This window comes from Cupriavidus sp. TMH.W2, assembly GCF_050847365.1.
Classification (GTDB): Bacteria; Pseudomonadota; Gammaproteobacteria; order Burkholderiales; family Burkholderiaceae; genus Cupriavidus.
On the sequence record NZ_CP193793.1, the window covers coordinates 847,209 to 864,326 of the forward strand.

Consider the following 17,118-nt stretch of genomic DNA (forward strand, 5'->3'; position numbering starts at 1 on the left):
GGATTTGCCCGGCTTCATCCAGGCAGAGTTGAACAATGGCCAGTCAATGGCCAAGAAATGGCAGCCCGTTGAAGCAAGGATTCACGCAGTCAGGCCGCCGCGAGTGAGTTAAGGCTAGTCAGTTACCCCTTCGCTTGCTGTAAAAATGTGTAAGAGGAGGCTGTAGCACTGCTTAATACGGGATTAACATGGCATGCCGTGCAGCGTCGGCAGCTAGTCGTCCGCAGTGAGCGGCGGCGCGATGTGTTCCAATGGACGGCGTTCGGCATCGATGCCGAAGCGCAGGGCCATTAGTCCGGCGACGATCACCAGCGCCGCGCCGAAGCCATAGCCCGCTGCCACGGCTTCGCGGCTGCCGCTTTCGATCAGCGCGCCCAGCAGCAGCGGTGCGACGAAGCCGCCGGTGCCGGTGCCCACGGCGTAAAACACGGCGATCGCCAGCGCGCGCATTTCCAGCGGAAACACTTCGCTCGCGGTCAGGTAGGCCGAACTGGCCGCGGCCGAGGCCAGAAAGAACACCGCTGACCAGCACAGCGCCTGCGTGCGCGCATCGAGCCAGCCTTCAACGAAGGCCCAGCCGGTCAGTGCGAGGCCGATGCCGGACAGGACGTAGGTGGCGGCAATCATGCGCCGGCGCCCGATGTGGTCGAACAGCGGGCCGAGCAGCAGCGGCCCGAGGGTGTTGCCCAGCGCGAACGGAAAGATATACAGTGCGACGCGCGCTTGCGGCACCGCATAGAAACGTGACAGCACCAGCGCATAGGTGAAGAAGATCGCGTTGTAGAAGAAGGCCTGCGCCACCATCAGCGCCAGCGTGATGATGCTGCGCTGGCGATAGCGCCGCAGCAGCAGGCGCATGACTTCGCCCACGCCCGGCGCGGCGCGCCGGCGCATCGCCAGCGCGACGCAATCGGGTGCCACCGGCGGCAGCTGGCCGTGGCGGGCGCGTACCTCGGCCTCGATCGCGGCGATCACGCGCCCGGCCTCATCCAGGCGGCCGTGGGTGGCCAGCCAGCGCGGGCTCTCGGGCACGTGCCTGCGCACCAGCACGATCGCCACCGCCAGCACCGCGCCCAGGGCGAAGCATGCGCGCCAGCCCCATACCGGGCCGAGCACGCGCGCATCGAGCAGCACCAGGCTCAGTCCCGCGCCGAGCGCCGCGCCCAGCCAGAAACTGCCGTTGATGGCCAGGTTGACGCGCCCGCGCACGCGCGCGGGGATCAGTTCGTCGATGGCGGAATTGATGGCCGCGTATTCGCCGCCGATGCCCAGGCCGGTGAGGAAGCGGCACGCGGCAAAGAAGGCGAAGCCGGGCGCGAACGCGGTCGCCAGCGTCGCCGCCATGTAGACCGCGAGCGTGGCCAGGAACAGCCGCTTGCGCCCGAGCCGGTCGGCCATGCGCCCGAACACCAGCGCCCCCAGCACCGCGCCCGCGATATAGAGCGACCCCGACCAGCCCACTTGCGTCGCGGTCAGCCCCAGCGTATCGGGCCGCTCCAGCACGGCGCCGACGGAGCCGACCAGCGTGACTTCCAGGCCATCGAGCACCCAGGCGACGCCCAGCGCAATCGCTACGCGCCAATGCCAGCGCGACCACGGCAGGCGGTCAAGCCGCCCGGGAATGTCGGTGCGGAATGCAGTGTCGACAGCGACGCTGGCGAGGGCGGTATCGGTTGGCATTGCCAACCAGTATAGGAAACCGCGGCAAGCGGCTGACGCCGCGCTCAGCGGTACCGGCAGGAACGTCGGCTCAGGCGCGGGCGATGCCGACCGTGAACTCGGCTTCCAGCAGCCCCGCTGCATCGGCGGCCTGGTGCACGCGCATCAGGTTTGGGCGAGGGCCCGCGATGGGATCCTGCGCCGTGGCGCGCGATGGCACGCCGTGCGAGCGATAAGCCGGATGCGTGCCCAGCACCTCGCGGTTCAGCGCATCGCTGAAGTACAGCTGGCTGGTCAGGGCCTCGGTGTGTCCGAGCAGCACCTTGAAGTGAATATGGATGGCGCGCGGCGCATACCAGCCCGGATAGATCGACGTGAATGTCGCCACGCCGTCCGGGCCGGTGGGCTGCACGCCCCGCAAGAAGCGCGCCTGGCGGTTGCCGGGGCCTTCGCCGCTGTAGCTGCCGTCGGCATCGCAATGCCAGATGCTGACCAGCGCACCCGGCACCGGCACGCAGGCGTGCCCGGCGTCCACCACCCGGATGCGCAGCCGCAAGGGCTGCCCGGGGCGGTCATCGCGGATGTCGGCGCGTACCAGGGCGTCGTCCAGGTAGAAGGGGCCTTCGGTGGCGGCGGGCGTCAGCAGGCACGCGGCGGGCGGGGTGGCCGCTGCCGTGCCGGGCGCGATGCCGGCGGCAGCAAGCAGGCTGCCCAGGTCATGCAGGAAGCGGCGGCGCGCCGCGTCGGCGTCTGCCGTGCAGTCGGCGCCAATAGGCGGACGCACCGTCATCGTGGGCTTCGTGTTGCGGGTGTGCCTTGCGGCGCGTGCTGAAGCGTTGCGCCGGGACGTCAGCGCCCCATCGCCTTGAGCATCGAGTAGCCGTGGCTGGTGATGCGCGGCTCCTGGTGGGAGCCGTGCAGGATCTCAAGTTTTACGAGTTGCTTTTCGACCAGTGCCTTCAGGTCGATGGGATCGATCTGGCGGGAATCGCTGAAATCGAGGGAATCCGGGCCGTCGCTCAGCAATAGCAGCGTGGCAAGTTCATGCGGGCTCAGCACGTTCGTCTCCTTGGCAAGAGGGGGGCGTTTGCTGGGAGTCTGCGCGGCGCAATTGCGCCGGGCGCTGGAAGAAGTAAGCGATCGGAGAGACAATGCGGCACATGCCGGCTGCGCGTGCTGCATTGCGGTGAAATGCTGCAGTGCGGCGCCTGTCTGCGGCGATCAGTTGGTTTGACGAGGCAGGCAGCGCGCGGTTCCGTGCAACGGCTGGCCGTTACATGTGATCGGGCGTCGCAGCGCCGTCATCGCCAATATTAACCATCTATGGTGACAATGCGATGGCCATGCCGGCGCTGTGGAATTGGTGCGGCAGCCTACCGCCCCGTACCTGCTTGCCTCGCCTACTGGCCCTGCCGCTCGCGCCAGGCCTGGTACAGGTCGATGCCCTCGGCGCGCGCCGGCACGTAGGCCAGCTTCATCTCGCGCTGTTCCAATGGTCGGGCCAGCTCGATGTAGCCGCGTTCCGCGGACAGGTCGTAGGGTGCGCCGTCCTCGTTGGAGTAGGCGTAGTAGACCGCTTCGACGCCGGCCAGGAACATCGCCGACAGGCACATCGAACAGGGGTAGCCGCTGGCATACACAGTGCACCCGGTCAGGTCGGGTTTGCCCAGCGCGCGGCTGGCGGCGCGCACGGCCTGCATTTCGGCATGCGCGCTCGGGTCGCAGCTGGCATCCACCTCGTTCACCGCGCGCGCCAGCACCTTGCCGTCCCTGACGACCACGGCGCCAAAGGGCCAGGTATTGCGTTCGCGCACGTTCTCCATGGCGAGGCGGATGGAATCAAGCAGGTAGGCTTCTGTCGTCGACACGCGTTGTCTCCATGGAGGCCTGGCCCGTGCAGGCGGATGTGGTGCGGGCCTCGGGACTATAGGTCAGCGTGCGTGCGCATGGTGGCGTCCGTTGTTATAGGGCGTATTTGGGCCGTGCGCGCGCTGCGCGGCAACAGGCGGCGCGCAGCCGCCTCCCTTTTCGCGTCAGCCCGGATGCACTACAACCAGTAGTGCGGTGGCAGTGGTCTTGCCGCCATTGGAGATCGCATGTACGACATCTGCCGCATAGCGCGCGGTCTCGCCGTGCCGCAGCTTCTTTTCATCGGTGCCTGCGCGCACCGTCATCGATCCGCTCAGCACCGACAGGTGTTCCTGGGTGCCGGCCTCGTGCGGCTCGGACGCCAGCACGCCGCCGGCCTGGATGGTCAGTTCATACCACTCGAAGCGCCCGGCCAGGTCGATCGGGCCCAGGATGCGCAGGTCGCAGCGGGTATCGGGGCTTTTCAGCGACGGGATCGCGTGCGGCTGGACCACGGCGATGCCGCCGCCGGGGCGCTCGGCCGCGCCGCCCGCGAGGAAATCCGCCAGGTTCACGCCGAGCGCATTGGCCAGGCGCCACAGCACCGCCACGGTGGGGTTGGCCAGGTTGCGTTCGATCTGCGACAGCATCGACTTGGAAACCCCGGCACGGCGCGATAGTTCGTCGAGCGACAGCCGCTGCTGCTGGCGCAGCGCCTGCAGCGCCATGCCGACCGCGGGCGGCCCGTCGGTCGGTGGGGTCTGGACGAGGGCTTGCGTCATGGATGGATGTTCGTTATATTGCTCAAAACGTTCGATATAAAGAACGCGTTCGATTTATCGATCAGATCGTAGCACATCCCTCGCACACCAACGGGAGCCAAGCCATGTCGAATGCCGAGGCATTCTATGCATCCATCCGCACCGAACTCGAAAGCATCCGCGAGGCGGGGCTGTTCAAGAACGAGCGCGTGATCGCCACGCCGCAGGGCGCGCGCGTGCGCACCACCGATGGCCGCGAGGTCATCAACCTGTGCGCCAACAACTATCTGGGCCTGTCGTCGCATCCGCAGGTGATCGAGGCCGCGCACGAGGCGCTGCGCACGCACGGCTTCGGGCTGAGCTCGGTGCGCTTTATCTGCGGCACGCAGGATCTGCACAAGACGCTGGAGGCGCGGCTGTCGAACTTCCTCGGCACCGAGGACACCATCCTCTATGGCTCGGCCTTCGATGCCAATGGCGGCTTGTTTGAAACGCTGCTGGGGGCGGAGGACGCGGTGATCAGCGATGCGCTCAACCATGCCTCGATCATCGACGGCATCCGCCTGTCCAAGGCGCGCCGCTATCGCTATGACCACAACGACATGGACGACCTGCGCGCGCAGCTGGAGCAGGCGCGGGCCGATGGCGCGCGCTACACGCTGGTGTTTTCCGACGGCGTATTCTCGATGGACGGCACCGTGGCGCGGCTGGACCAGATGCGCGCGATCTGCGACGAGTACGGCGCGCTGCTGGGCATCGACGAATGCCATGCCACCGGCTTCATGGGCCAGCGCGGGCGCGGCACGCATGAGGCGCGCGGCGTGTTCGGCAAGATCGACATCATCACCGGCACGCTGGGCAAGGCGCTGGGCGGCGCCTCGGGCGGCTTCACCAGCGCGCGCAAGGAAGTCGTGGCGCTGCTGCGCCAGCGCTCGCGGCCTTACCTGTTCTCCAACACGGTGGCGCCGGCCATCGTGGGCGCGTCGATCGCGGTGCTCGATATCCTGGAAGGCAGCACCGAGCTGCGCGATCGTCTGGCGCGCAACACCAGATTCTTCCGCGCGGGGCTGGACAAGCTGGGCTTCGACGTGAAGGCGGGGGACCACCCCATCATCCCGATCATGGTCTACGACGCCGACAAGGCGCAGCAGCTTGCGCAGCGGCTGCTGGAGCTGGGCGTGTACGTGGTGGGTTTCTTCTACCCGGTGGTGCCCAAGGGCCAGGCGCGCATCCGCGTGCAGATGAGCGCGCTGCATGACGAGGCCGCGCTGCAGGCGGCGCTGGATGCTTTCGGCCAGGCCGGCCGCGAACTGGGGCTGATCTGATGGCAGACGGCAAACCGAAGATCCTGATCGTCGGGGCCAACGGCCAGATCGGCTCCGAGCTGGCGCTGGCACTGGCCGAGCGCTACGGGCGCACCAATGTGATCACCTCCGACGTGGTGCCGACCGGCCGCCACGTGCACCTGACGCACGAGATGCTCAACGCCACCGACCGGGGCGAACTGGCCACCGTGGTCGAGCGCCATGGCATCACCCAGGTCTACCTGCTGGCCGCGGCACTGTCGGCCACCGGCGAGAAGGCGCCGCAGTGGGCCTGGAACCTCAATATGACCAGCCTGCTCAACGTGCTGGAGCTGGCTCGGCAGACCGGGCTGGAGCGGGTGTTCTGGCCGAGTTCGATTGCGGCGTTCGGGCCCACCACGCCGTCGGACAACACGCCGCAGAAGACCGTGATGGAGCCCACCACGGTCTACGGCATCTCCAAGCAGGCGGGCGAGGGCTGGTGCCGCTGGTATCACGCCAACCACGGCGTGGATGTGCGCAGCGTGCGCTATCCGGGCCTGATCTCGCATAAGACCCCGCCCGGCGGCGGCACCACGGACTATGCGGTCGATATCTTCCATGCGGCGGTGAAGGGCGAGCCTTATACCTGCTTCCTGAAGGAAGACGAGGCCCTGCCGATGATGTACATGCCCGATGCCATCCGCGCCACCATCGAACTGATGGAAGCGCCGGCCGACAAGCTCGGCGAGCGCGGCAGCTACAACATCGCCGGCATGAGCTTCACGCCCGCGCAGATCGCCGCGGCCATCCGCGAGCAGGTCCCGGGCTTCCAGATCCGCTATGAACCGGACTATCGCCAGGCGATTGCGCAGGGCTGGCCGGATTCGATCGACGATTCGGTGGCGCGCGCGGACTGGGGGTGGCAGGCGGCGTACGGCCTGAAGGAGATGGTGGCCGACATGCTGGCCAACCTGAGGGCGACGCTGGCTGCCTGAGCACTACGGCGCGATCGCGCCGTCGGGTAGCGGGCGTTGCACAGCTGCGCGCGCGGCTGGCCCGGCACGCTGGACTCGAACAGGCAGGGGCCCGCTTGCGCGAGCGCCTGCCCGCTGTGTCATCTACTGATAGGTCACCACCACGAGGTACGCGTCCGGCACGGCATGGGCGGGTTCGATCTCAAGCCTGGCCGCGCCGATCCGCGTTTGCCCGAGCAGCCGGGCTGGCGGCACCGCGACCGGCGCTGAGACGATTTTTCCCGATGGCTGCTGGCAGTGCGCCTGCAGCAGTCCGGCCGACGGACTGAAGCCGCAAGACGGGTACGAGATCCCCCCAAGAAAGGTAATGGTGCCGGCACGCGCAGCCGCGGTACCCGCCACGGCCAGCAGACTTGCTGCGATCAGCCGGCCGGCAACGCCGGCGGCCTTCCTGCTCCGTTCAAGCGACATGTTGACCCTCATTATTGTTAGTGTGGCGCCGATGCGGGCCGCCACGCAGATCGCGCTCAGTGCGGGCCCACGGATCCGCGCGTGGGCCACATTAAGCATAGCGGCGTGATCAGAACTTTCTTAAGGGTTGAGGCACTTTTGTGACAATTGCCCTGGTATCGCTTTGGTGATGGCCGCTTGTGGCTACGCGGCGCCGCGCAGGATCAGCCGTGAGCGGGCAAAGCCCGCATGGTCCCGCAGCGCCTGCATCAGCTGCCCGGACGGCACGCGATCGAGGTCGGTGACCACATAGCCGGTGTGGCCGCGCGTCTGCAGGTGCTGGCCGGTGATATTCACACCTTCCTGCGCCAGCAGCGTGTTCAGTGCCGCCAGCGCGCCCGGCGCGTTGCCGTGCACGTTGAGCAGGCGCGCCGGCGCGTGCAGCGGGCCCGGGTCGACCTCGGGGAAGTTGACGGCGCCGATGGTGCCGCCGGTGGCCAGGAAGTGCGCCAGCTTGGCCGCCACTTCGGTGCCGATGTTCTCCTGCGCTTCTTCCGTGCTGCCGCCGACGTGCGGGGTCAGCAGGACGTTGGGCAGGTTCTGCAGTTCGCTGGCGAAGGGGTCGTTGTTGGTCTTCGGCTCTTCCGGGAACACGTCGATGGCCGCGCCGGCCAGGCGCTTTTCACGCAGCGCCACCGCCAGCGCGGCGATATCCACCACGCTGCCGCGCGAGGCATTGATCAGGATCGCGCCCGGCTTGCAGGCGGCCAGGATGCGCGCATCGATCATATTGCGCGTGCGCGGCGTGGCCGGCACATGCAGGGTCACCACTTCGGCCTGCGACACCGCTTCTTCCAGCGAGCCGGCGGCACGCGCGGAACCGTGCGAGAGCCGCGCGAGCACATCGTAGTAGACCACGTGCATGCCCATCGATTCAGCCAGCACGCCTACCTGCGAGCCGATGTTGCCGTAGCCGACGATGGCGATGGTCTTGCCGCGCGCCTCGAACGCGCCAGCGGCGCCCTTGGCCCATTTGCCGGCGTGCGCCAGCGCGTTCTTCTCCGGGATCCGGCGCAGCAGCATTACCGCCTCGGACACCACCAGCTCGGCCACCGAGCGGGTATTGGAGAAGGGCGCATTGAATACGGGAATGCCGGCGGCCGTCGCGGCGTCCAGGTCGACCTGCGAGGTGCCGATGCAGAAGCAGCCGATCGAGAGCAGCCCCGGGGCGCTGCGGATATCGTCCGCGCGCAGGTGGGTGGCAGAGCGGATCCCGACCACGTCATGGCTGGCCAGCACCTGGCGCAGGTCGGCGCCGGCCAGCGCGCCGGTGCGGCGCTCGACCTGCAGGCCGGCTTCAGTCAGGCGGGCGTTGGCGCTCTGGTGGATGTTCTCGAGCAGGATCGCAGTGGTCACGTTCGTTTTCCGCATGGAGGGGTTGGCGGACATTGCCGCATCCCCACCATTCTGCGCGCAAAACGGTGCCCTGGCCGGGGAGTCCCTGCTGCCGGCATTGGCACCGGCCGCCGCGCCGGGTGCCGTGTCAGCGCGCGCGGCGCCTGTCGCCGCCGAGCGGATCGACGATGATCATGGTCTGGCGCAGCACGCCGGCGTCATCAAAGTAGCAGCTGAAATGCGCGGTCTGCAGGCCGTCCTTGTACATCCGCCATGACCAGGCCTCGCGCTTCATCAGCGGGTAGTACTGGACCGGCTCGCGCGGCAGGCCGAAGCGCTCCTGCACGTCCTGCTTGGTCCAGACCCCGACCTGGGCGCGATAGATCTCCGGCTCGGTCAGCATCTGGCGATAGCTGGTGAGCTTGCCGCCGGCATCGAAATCGGCGGCGTAGACCTCATGCCCGAAGGGCTGGCGCGACCAGAGCCAGCGGGTGGTGCCGTCGGCCAGGCGAAAGGTCTCGGTGGGTTGCCCGAATGTAATGCGTACGGCACTTTCCGGGCTGCCGATCATCTGTCTGCCGGTCTGTTCGGGCTGCAACGTCGCACAGGCTCCGAGCGAGCCGAGCGCGGCAGCGGCAACGCACATCTTGCCGATAAATCTGATTGGCATGAGCCGGGATGACATGGCGCTCTCCTGCGGACGGGATGCCCGCATCCGCTATTGTCCCGCCGCCGGGCTGGCCCACGCAACCGGCTGACGCCGTCCGCCAGCGCTTAGCAGCGGCCCTTCTTGGCCTGGCCCGGCGGACAGAAGGATTCGTTGCCGTACGCGTCGACGCGGCAGTTGCCCTTCTTGGCCTGCCCCGGCGGGCAGCCTTGGCCTTGGGGGCCGCCGCCGTAGTCGTCATAGGGGGCTACCACGCAGCCGCCGAGCAGCGCGCTGCAGGCAATCAGAAGGGCCAGGGCGGATTTCATTGATTTCTCCTTGTTGTGGGGGAATCCGTTTGCGACAGGAGAATAGATTGTGCCAGCGCGGCTGTCTGTAAGGAATCGTGAAGACGGCCGCGCCGGGGTTGTCCGCCCAGGCCCGGGCGGCATCGCTTCAGTCGTTGCCGTTGTCCGCCGCAACCTTGCCGGCCTGCCGCGGCCGGCGCACGACGCGCAGCTTGCCGCTGTTGCCGCCACCGCAGAAGAAGCGGTCGCCGCCATCGGACTCCAGCCCGGACACCCCCTCGCCCGGCGGCATGGCAATGGCCTCCAGCACCGCGCCCGATTGCGGATCGATGCGCCGCAGCTCGCTCTGGTCGCCCTCCCAGGTGCCGTGCCAGAGCTCGGCATCGACCCAGGTGACGCCGGTGACGAAGCGGTCGGAGCTGATGGTGCGCAGGACCGCGCCGGTCTGCGGATCGACCTGGTGGATCTTGCGCTCCCGGTACTGCCCGACCCACAACGTGCCCTCGGCCCAGGCCAGCCCTGAGTCGCCGCCACCGCCCGGCGCGGGGATCGTGGCCAGCACGCGCCCGCTCTGCGGATCGATCTTCTGGATGCGGTCCTCGGCGATCTGGAACAGGTGCTGGCCATCGAAGGCCGTGCCCGCATGGGCCGGAACCTCCAGCGCGCGCAGCGTCCTGCCGCTGGCCGGGTCCAGCGCATTGAGCTTGTCGCCGCTGGCAAACCAGACCTGCCGGCCGTCAAAGGTGACGCCGAGCGGGTCACCCGCGGCAAGCGCGAGCGCCGCGGCCGCTATGCGTGAGTCCATCCGAATCCCGCCACACTGTCACTCCCCGCCAAGGATTGCCGTGGCCTAATCTAGCACACGGCTATCCGTCTCCGGAGGGATGAACAAGGCGGGCAGCTGCGCTTCGCCCGCACCCTGTGACGGCTACATCCGGAACACCACGCCCAGCCAGAAGCTGCGCGGCGCGCCCGGGGCCACGAAGAGCGCGGTGGCCGCATCGCCAGGGGCAACGTGCGGCCGCACCAGGCTGCCGCCGGGGAACACATCGTTCGCGACCTGCCCGTAGGTCTCATAGCGCCGGTCAAACACATTGGCTACGCGCGCATAGATCTCAAGCTGCTTGCTTGCCTTGTACGCCGCGCGCAGGTTGACGGTGGCGTAGCCAGGCGCATGCCAGTCCGCGGTCTTTGGCGCGGTACCGGCCTGCGGGTCGCTGCGCAGGCCGTCTTCGTTGCCGCTGGAGACGGTGCTGGACACTGCCACCAGGTCGGCGCCAAGCGTCAGGCCGGCCAGGGCCTGCCAGTCCACGCCCAGCTTGAGCGTATGGCGGGGCAGGCCCGCCATGCGCATGCCCGGGCGGATGTCGATGGTGCGTTCGCCGACGGCAAGCTGGCCGGCGGACTCGTAGGTGGCCTGCAGGTAGCTGTAGGCCAGCCGCAGCGTGACGTCGCCCAGGCGCTGGCGGGCGGTGAGGTCGAGGCCCTGGTTGCGGGTGCGGTCGAAGTTGGCGAAGTAGCCGAGCTGGGTGTTCGGCGCGCGCAGGAAGAGGATGTCGTCGTGGTTGTCGATGCGGTAGAGCGAGGCGGTGACTTCGGTGTCCTTGCGCGGGAGCCAGCGCACGCCGGCCTCGTACGAGTGTGAGACCACCTGCCTGAGGTAGGGGTCGGACTGAAGGCCGGCCGGCAGGCGGCATGGCTGCGCCGGGTCGGCGCAGCCGAGTTCGAGCACGGTAGGCACGCGGTTGTTCTGGGCGTAGCCGCCGAACACCGTGACGCCACCGCCAAGCTTCTGCGCGAGCCCCAGTGCCGGGTTGAGGCGGCGGTAGGTGAAGCTCTCGCGCGGCTGTTCGCTGCCGTCGCTGTTGCGCAGCGTATTGCTGACCGTGACGTGGTTCCACCTGGCCGAGGCCGTCAGGAAGGTGGTGGGCGTCAGCGACCAGGTGTCGGACAGATACAGGCCAAGCATGCGCGCGGTGCCGCTGACGCCGGAGAACAGGGCGTTGGGTTCAGTGGGGTCGGCCACCACGCCGCGGTCGTCGGTAAAGGTGCCGGGCTGCGTGTATTGCGAATAGGTCAGGCGGCTGCGGTCGAGGGTCAGGCCGGCATTGAGCAGGTGGCGATCGGTCTCCCTGGACGCGCTGAGCGCCATGCCGACGGTCTGCTGCCACATGTGGGTGGTGTTGAGCACGGCCGGATGCAGCGCTGCGCCTTGCGCCCGGGTCCTGCCGCAGCCTTCGCCGCGCGGGCTGCCGTCGGCGTTGAAGCCGTCCTCGCAGGCTTCGACATAGGCCGCATAGTCCGGGCTCACGTCGCCATTGGTGGTGTCCCGGCGGCTGGTGCGCACATAGGCCAGCGCGGCGGCGCTGGTCTTGTCGTCGAACCAGTGGCGGCCGTTGACCGTGGCCTGGGTCACCTGGTTGCGGGTCTGGTCGGGGTAGGTGTAGACGGCGCGCCGGTTGGCCTGGTAGAGATCGGGCAGCGTGCCGCCGCCGCTGGCGCGATAACTGGGCACCAGGCCATTGCCGGTCAGCGTGCTGCGTCCATGCAGCACGGAGACGTCCCAGCTGTTGGTATCGCCCGCATAGCCGGCCTTGGCGAAGACATTGCCGAGCCGGCCGCCGGACTGGTCGCGCCAGCCGTTCTCCTGGAACAGTGTGCCGGCCGCGAATGCATGCCAGCCGCTGTCGCTGCGCACGCCGCCGGACAGGTCGGCGCGCTTGCGGGCATTGCTGCCGTAGGACAAGTCGGCGGTGAAGCCGGGCGAGTCCAGTCCGGAACGGGTGGTCATGGCGAGGGCCCCGCCCAGGGTGTTGAGGCCGTAGGCCGGGTTGGCGCTGGACACCAGCGACACGCTCGCCAGCGCCGCCTCCGGAATCATGTCCCAGCTGATGACGTCCCCGAAGGGCTCGTTGACGCGGATGCCGTCCAGGTACACCGACAGGCCCTGCGGCACGCCGGGGATCGACGATGCCCGGAAGCCGCGGTAGGTGATGTCGGTCTGGAACGGGCTGCCCTGGATGTCGTTGACGTTGACGCCGGCCAGGTTGCGGTTCAGGTATTCGGCCAGGTTGCCGGCGCGCGAGCCGTCGAGGTCGCCGCCACGCACGGTCTGCACGGTGTAGGGCACCAGGTCGCTGGCCACGCCGATGCCCGGCAGCGGCGTGGCGGCCACTACCAGGACTTCCGGCAGCAGGTTGCTGTCCTGCTTTGGGACAGCGGTGTCCTGTTGCGCAACAGCGGGACGCTGGGTCAGCAGCGCGATGGCCACTGCCACCATGGCGGGGAGCGCGCCGGCGAGGCTGCCGCGGCGGGCCGCGGGGTCACAGGGCGGCTGACCTGGCGGTGCAGGGTGCGGGTTGGCTGGCATGTGCTGTCTCCTCCGGAAGGGCGGCGCATACCTGCATTGGGTAGCGCCTGACCGGAGGCCCTCAGCAGGTTTCGTACCGTGCCTTGGGCGGCCGGCTTGCAGCCCCCGCGGCAATCCCGGTCGGCCCGCGGACCGCCTGTTTGCGCGGGCAGCCCGCTGGCATGGGAATTGCCAATTGCATGCTGGTGTGTGGCGCAGCGGCGCACCAGGGAACCCCAAAACAAGAGAGGAGATGGCAATGAGGACGTTACGAGTAGTGATGGCGGCGGCGGCTGCCGCGGCAAGCCTTGCCGCGCAGGCAGCGGTGACCGATGCCATGATTGAAAACGACGCGAAGACTCCCGGCGACGTGTTGTCGTGGGGCATGGGCCCGCAGGGCCAGCGCTATTCCACGCTGTCGCGCATCAACACGAAGAACGTGGGCCAGCTGGTGCCGGCGTGGTCGTTCTCGTTCGGCGGCGAGAAGCAGCGCGGGCAGGAATCGCAGCCGCTGATCCACGACGGCAAGATGTTCGTGACGGCCTCGTATTCACGCATCTACGCCCTCGATGTGAAGACCGGGCGCAAGCTCTGGAAGTACGAGCACCGCTTGCCGGAAGGCATCATGCCGTGCTGCGACGTGGTGAACCGCGGTGCGGCGCTCTACGACAACCTGGTGATCTTCGGCACGCTCGATGCGCAGCTGGTGGCGCTGGACCAGAAGAGTGGCAAGGTGGTGTGGAAGGAGAAGCTGGAAGATTATGCGGCCGGCTATTCGTACACGGCGGCGCCGCTGGTTGTCAAGGGCATGGTGCTGACGGGTATCTCGGGCGGCGAGTTTGGCGTGGTTGGCCGCGTCGAGGCCCGCGATGCCAGGACGGGGCAACTGGTGTGGTCGCGGCCGGTGGTGGAAGGCCACATGGGCTACAAGTACGACAAGGACGGCAACAAGACCGAAAACGGCGTGACCGGGACCCAGAATGCCAGCTGGCCCGGCGAGACCTGGAAGACCGGCGGTGCCGCGACGTGGCTGGGTGGCACCTATGATCCGGCAACCGGCCTGGTCTACTTTGGGACCGGTAATCCCGGCCCGTGGAACAGCCATATCCGCAAGGGCGACAATCTCTACTCCGCCTCCACCGTGGCGCTCGATCCTGCTACCGGCAAGATCGTCTGGCATTACCAGAACACGCCGAATGACGGCTGGGATTTCGACGGCGTCAATGAGTTCGTGACGTTCGACCTGGACGGCAAGCGCATGGGCGGCAAGGCCGACCGCAATGGCTTCTTCTACGTCAACGACGCGACCAGCGGCAAGCTGGTCAACGCCTTCCCCTTCGTCAAGAAGATCACGTGGGCCACCGGCATCGACCTGAAGACCGGCCGTCCCAACTATATCGCCGAAGGCCGCCCCGGCGACCCGGCGGCCGGCAGCGATGAGAACAAGGGCAAGTCCGTGTTCGCCGCACCGGGATTTCTCGGTGGCAAGAACCAGCAGCCGATGGCCTACAGTCCGCAGACGGGTCTGTTCTACGTGCCGGCCAATGAATGGGGCATGGATATCTGGAATGAGCCCGCCAGCTACAAGAAGGGTGCCGCCTTCCTGGGGGCGGGCTTCACCATCCATCCGCTGAACGATGACTACATCGGCGCGCTGCGCGCCATCAACCCGAAGAGCGGCAAGATCGTCTGGGAGGTCAAGAACAACGCGCCGCTGTGGGGCGGTGCGATGACCACGGCCGGCGGGCTGGTGTTCTGGGGCACGCCGGAAGGCTATCTGAAGGCCGCGGATGCCGGGACGGGCAAGGAGCTCTGGCAGTTCCAGACCGGCAGCGGCGTGGTGGCGCCTCCGGTCACGTGGGAAGAGAACGGCGAGCAATACGTGGCTGTGGTGTCCGGCTGGGGCGGCGCGGTGCCGCTGTGGGGCGGGGAGGTGGCCAAGCGCGTGAACTTCCTGGAGCAGGGTGGCTCGGTTTGGGTGTTCAAGCTGCATAAGAGCTGAGCGGGAAGGTGACGACACCGCCCGGCACATGCCTGCATCGCATCAGGGGTGCGCGGCGCGCGCCGGGCGGAGTAGCAACAGGATCAAGCGAGATACACGTATGAAGAAAGCATGGATGGGGCTGGCGGTGGCTTCTGCGTTGCTGCCGGGTGCGGCACTGGCCGGTACTGCCGCCGACATGCAGGCCCTGGCCGACAAGAGCGGCTGCTTTTCCTGCCATGGGATGCAGTCGAAGCTGGTGGGGCCGGGGTTTGCCGAGGTGGCGGCCAGGTACAAGGGCGACAGCCAGGCGGCTGAGCGGCTGGCGAGGAAGATCAGAGAGGGCGGCAAGGGGGGGTGGGGAAGGATTCCGATGCCGCCGCATGGGAATCTTGGGGAGGAGGATGCAAAGAAGTTGGCGGAGTGGGTGTTGAGTGTTGGGTGAAGGCGGCGCGAAGCGCAGCCGAAGGCATCCGACCGACCCCGTCGCTAGCGGGCGGGCAACCTGCGCACAAGAAAACGTCTGATGAGAACCCCGCGAACCATCTCGCCGAAAAAAAACGCCAACCCGTCATGGGTTGGCGTTTTGCTTGGGGGGGTACTGGTATCAGAACTGGTTCATGGTGTTGTCTTTACCCGCCGCCTTCAGGGCCGCTTCGCCGCTGAAATACTCCTTGTGGTCGTCGCCGATGTCCGAGCCGGACATGTTCTGGTGCTTGACGCAGGCGATGCCCTGACGGATTTCCTTGCGCTGCACGCCAGCCACATAACCCAGCATGCCCTGGTCGCCGAAGTATTCCTTGGCCAGGTTGTCGGTCGACAGTGCGGCGGTGTGGTAGGTCGGCAGCGTAATCAGGTGGTGGAAGATACCGGCTTCGCGCGACGCGTCGGCCTGGAAGGTCCGGATCTTTTCGTCGGCGAGCTTCGCCAGTTCGGTCTGGTCGTATTCAACGCTCATCAGCTGGGCGCGATCGTATGCCGACACATCCTTGCCCGCGGCCTTCATCGCGTCATACGCCTGCTGGCGGAAATTCAGGGTCCAGTTGAACGACGGGCTGTTGTTGTACACCAGCTTGGCGTTCGGAATGACCTTGCGAATCTCGCTGACCATGCCGCCGATCTGGGCGATATGCGGCTTTTCGGTTTCGATCCACAGCAGGTCGGCGCCGTTTTGCAGGGCCGTGACGCAATCCAGCACGCAGCGCGCTTCGCCCGTGCCGGCGCGGAACTGGAACAGGTTGCTGGGCAGGCGCTTGGGACGCAGCAGCTTGCCGTCGCGCTTGATGATGACGTCACCGTTGCCCAGTTGGTCGGCCGACAGTTCCTCGCAATCGAGGAAGGAATTGTACTGGTCGCCCAGGTCGCCCGGCGTGTTGGTCACGGCGATCTGCTTGGTCAGGCCGGCACCCAGCGAGTCAGTACGGGCCACGATGACGCCGTCGTCCACGCCCAGTTCCAGGAAGGCGTAGCGGATGGCGCGGATCTTGGCCAGGAAGTCCTCGTGCGGCACGGTGACCTTGCCGTCCTGGTGGCCGCACTGCTTCTCGTCGGACACCTGGTTTTCGATCTGAATGCAGCACGCGCCCGCTTCAATGAACTGCTTGGCCAGCAGGTAGGTTGCTTCGGCGTTGCCGAAACCCGCGTCGATGTCCGCGATGATGGGCACGACGTGGGTGACGTGGTTGTCGATCTTTGCCTGGATGGCGGCCTTGGCAGGGCCTTGGGCAGCGTCCAGCTCGCGGAACAGGCCGCCCAGTTCACGGGCGTCGGCCTGGCGCAGGAAGGTGTACAGCTCGCGGATCAGCGCGCTGACCGAGGTCTTCTCGTGCATCGACTGGTCCGGCAGCGGGCCGAACTCGGAGCGCAGCGCGGCCACCATCCAGCCGGACAGGTAGAGGTAGCGGCGCTCGGTGCTGTTGAAGTGCTTCTTGATGGAGATCATCTTCTGCTGGCCGATGAAGCCGTGCCAGCAACCCAGCGACTGGGTGTACTTGGACGAGTCGGCATCGTAGGCGGCCATGTCGGCGCGCATGATCTTGGCGGTGTACTTGGCGATGTCCAGGCCCGTTTTGAACTTGTTCTGGGCACGCATGCGAGCGGCGTACTCGGGGTTGATGGCATTCCATGCGCTGCCGTGGTTCTCTTTCAAACCAGCAACTGCCTTGATGTCGTCTTGATACTGGGCCATGGGAATTTCCTAAGAAGAAAGCGCGATTGACGAAATGGTTGCGTGTGCCGCTACGGATGTCGAAGCAAGCAGCGTGGACTCATTGTATGGCCGTTTTGACGCGTCGCGGCCAAGTCTTATATAAGACATAAGAGTTAGCTTATCCTTATTTTTCAATGAGATAGGATGCAAATTTCGTGATGTGGAATGAATTTTTAAGGGGCGAAAACATAGCGCAGCGGAAACTCGGAGTGAATTCCGCAATGTGAAAAGCGCTTTCAGCTGTCGGAGGCA

16 protein-coding genes are annotated in these 17,118 nt (G+C 67.0%); 4 read left to right on the forward strand and 12 right to left on the reverse strand.

What is annotated here, in order from left to right; translation table 11 throughout:
* Window positions 1-213: 213 nt before the first annotated feature.
* From ACREYQ_RS21410 to ACREYQ_RS21430, 5 genes are all read right to left on the reverse strand, one after another.
* A complete protein-coding gene (locus ACREYQ_RS21410) occupies window positions 214-1,680 on the reverse strand; it encodes an MFS transporter (RefSeq protein ID WP_432262174.1) in 1,467 nt (488 codons plus the stop codon).
* A gap of 70 nt (window positions 1,681-1,750) precedes the next feature.
* Window positions 1,751-2,449, reverse strand: a complete 699-nt coding sequence (locus tag ACREYQ_RS21415; protein WP_432262175.1) for an intradiol ring-cleavage dioxygenase — start codon at window positions 2,447-2,449, stop codon at window positions 1,751-1,753.
* A 59-nt stretch (window positions 2,450-2,508) separates the two neighbouring features.
* Entirely contained in the window at window positions 2,509-2,718 is a 210-nt protein-coding gene (locus ACREYQ_RS21420) for a hypothetical protein (protein ID WP_432262176.1), read from the reverse strand.
* A 341-nt stretch (window positions 2,719-3,059) separates the two neighbouring features.
* Window positions 3,060-3,527 carry a nucleoside deaminase gene (locus ACREYQ_RS21425; RefSeq protein ID WP_432262177.1) on the reverse strand — a complete coding sequence of 156 codons (468 nt, stop codon included), beginning with the start codon at window positions 3,525-3,527 and terminating at the stop codon, window positions 3,060-3,062.
* 165 nt (window positions 3,528-3,692) lie between these two features.
* A complete protein-coding gene (locus ACREYQ_RS21430) occupies window positions 3,693-4,289 on the reverse strand; it encodes a helix-turn-helix domain-containing protein (RefSeq protein ID WP_432262178.1) in 597 nt (198 codons plus the stop codon).
* 104 nt (window positions 4,290-4,393) lie between these two features.
* On the opposite strand from ACREYQ_RS21430, the gene kbl reads away from it, so the two are divergent.
* Entirely contained in the window at window positions 4,394-5,593 is a 1,200-nt protein-coding gene (gene kbl, locus ACREYQ_RS21435) for a glycine C-acetyltransferase (protein ID WP_432262179.1), read from the forward strand.
* Window positions 5,593-6,549: an L-threonine 3-dehydrogenase gene (locus tag ACREYQ_RS21440; RefSeq protein ID WP_432262180.1), complete on the forward strand. Its 957-nt coding sequence runs from the start codon at window positions 5,593-5,595 to the stop codon at window positions 6,547-6,549. Before kbl ends, ACREYQ_RS21440 begins: the two co-directional genes overlap by 1 nt.
* A gap of 123 nt (window positions 6,550-6,672) precedes the next feature.
* On the opposite strand, the gene ACREYQ_RS21445 is transcribed toward ACREYQ_RS21440, so the two are convergent.
* From ACREYQ_RS21445 to ACREYQ_RS21470, 6 genes are all read right to left on the reverse strand, one after another.
* The gene (locus tag ACREYQ_RS21445; RefSeq protein WP_432262181.1) at window positions 6,673-6,999 is read right to left on the reverse strand and encodes a hypothetical protein; all 327 of its coding nucleotides are present in this window, start codon (window positions 6,997-6,999) and stop codon (window positions 6,673-6,675) included.
* 183 nt (window positions 7,000-7,182) lie between these two features.
* Window positions 7,183-8,409, reverse strand: a complete 1,227-nt coding sequence (serA, locus tag ACREYQ_RS21450) for a phosphoglycerate dehydrogenase (RefSeq protein WP_432262618.1) — start codon at window positions 8,407-8,409, stop codon at window positions 7,183-7,185.
* A gap of 112 nt (window positions 8,410-8,521) precedes the next feature.
* Window positions 8,522-9,058 (reverse strand): hypothetical protein, encoded by a 537-nt coding sequence (locus tag ACREYQ_RS21455; RefSeq protein ID WP_432262182.1) that lies wholly within the window; start codon window positions 9,056-9,058, stop codon window positions 8,522-8,524.
* 89 nt (window positions 9,059-9,147) lie between these two features.
* Complete coding sequence (locus ACREYQ_RS21460) at window positions 9,148-9,348, reverse strand: hypothetical protein (protein ID WP_432262183.1); 201 nt, start codon at window positions 9,346-9,348, stop codon at window positions 9,148-9,150.
* A gap of 127 nt (window positions 9,349-9,475) precedes the next feature.
* Window positions 9,476-10,132: a Vgb family protein gene (locus tag ACREYQ_RS21465; protein ID WP_432262184.1), complete on the reverse strand. Its 657-nt coding sequence runs from the start codon at window positions 10,130-10,132 to the stop codon at window positions 9,476-9,478.
* A 123-nt stretch (window positions 10,133-10,255) separates the two neighbouring features.
* Complete coding sequence (locus ACREYQ_RS21470; protein ID WP_432262185.1) at window positions 10,256-12,697, reverse strand: TonB-dependent receptor; 2,442 nt, start codon at window positions 12,695-12,697, stop codon at window positions 10,256-10,258.
* A 238-nt stretch (window positions 12,698-12,935) separates the two neighbouring features.
* On the opposite strand from ACREYQ_RS21470, the gene ACREYQ_RS21475 reads away from it, so the two are divergent.
* Window positions 12,936-14,678 carry a PQQ-dependent methanol/ethanol family dehydrogenase gene (locus ACREYQ_RS21475; protein ID WP_432262186.1) on the forward strand — a complete coding sequence of 581 codons (1,743 nt, stop codon included), beginning with the start codon at window positions 12,936-12,938 and terminating at the stop codon, window positions 14,676-14,678.
* A 100-nt stretch (window positions 14,679-14,778) separates the two neighbouring features.
* A complete protein-coding gene (locus tag ACREYQ_RS21480; protein ID WP_432262187.1) occupies window positions 14,779-15,102 on the forward strand; it encodes a c-type cytochrome in 324 nt (107 codons plus the stop codon).
* Between the two features lie 162 nt (window positions 15,103-15,264).
* Here ACREYQ_RS21480 and ACREYQ_RS21485 read toward each other — a convergent pair whose 3' ends face one another.
* Window positions 15,265-16,845, reverse strand: a complete 1,581-nt coding sequence (locus ACREYQ_RS21485; RefSeq protein WP_432262188.1) for an isocitrate lyase — start codon at window positions 16,843-16,845, stop codon at window positions 15,265-15,267.
* Between the last annotated feature and the right edge of the window lie 273 nt (window positions 16,846-17,118).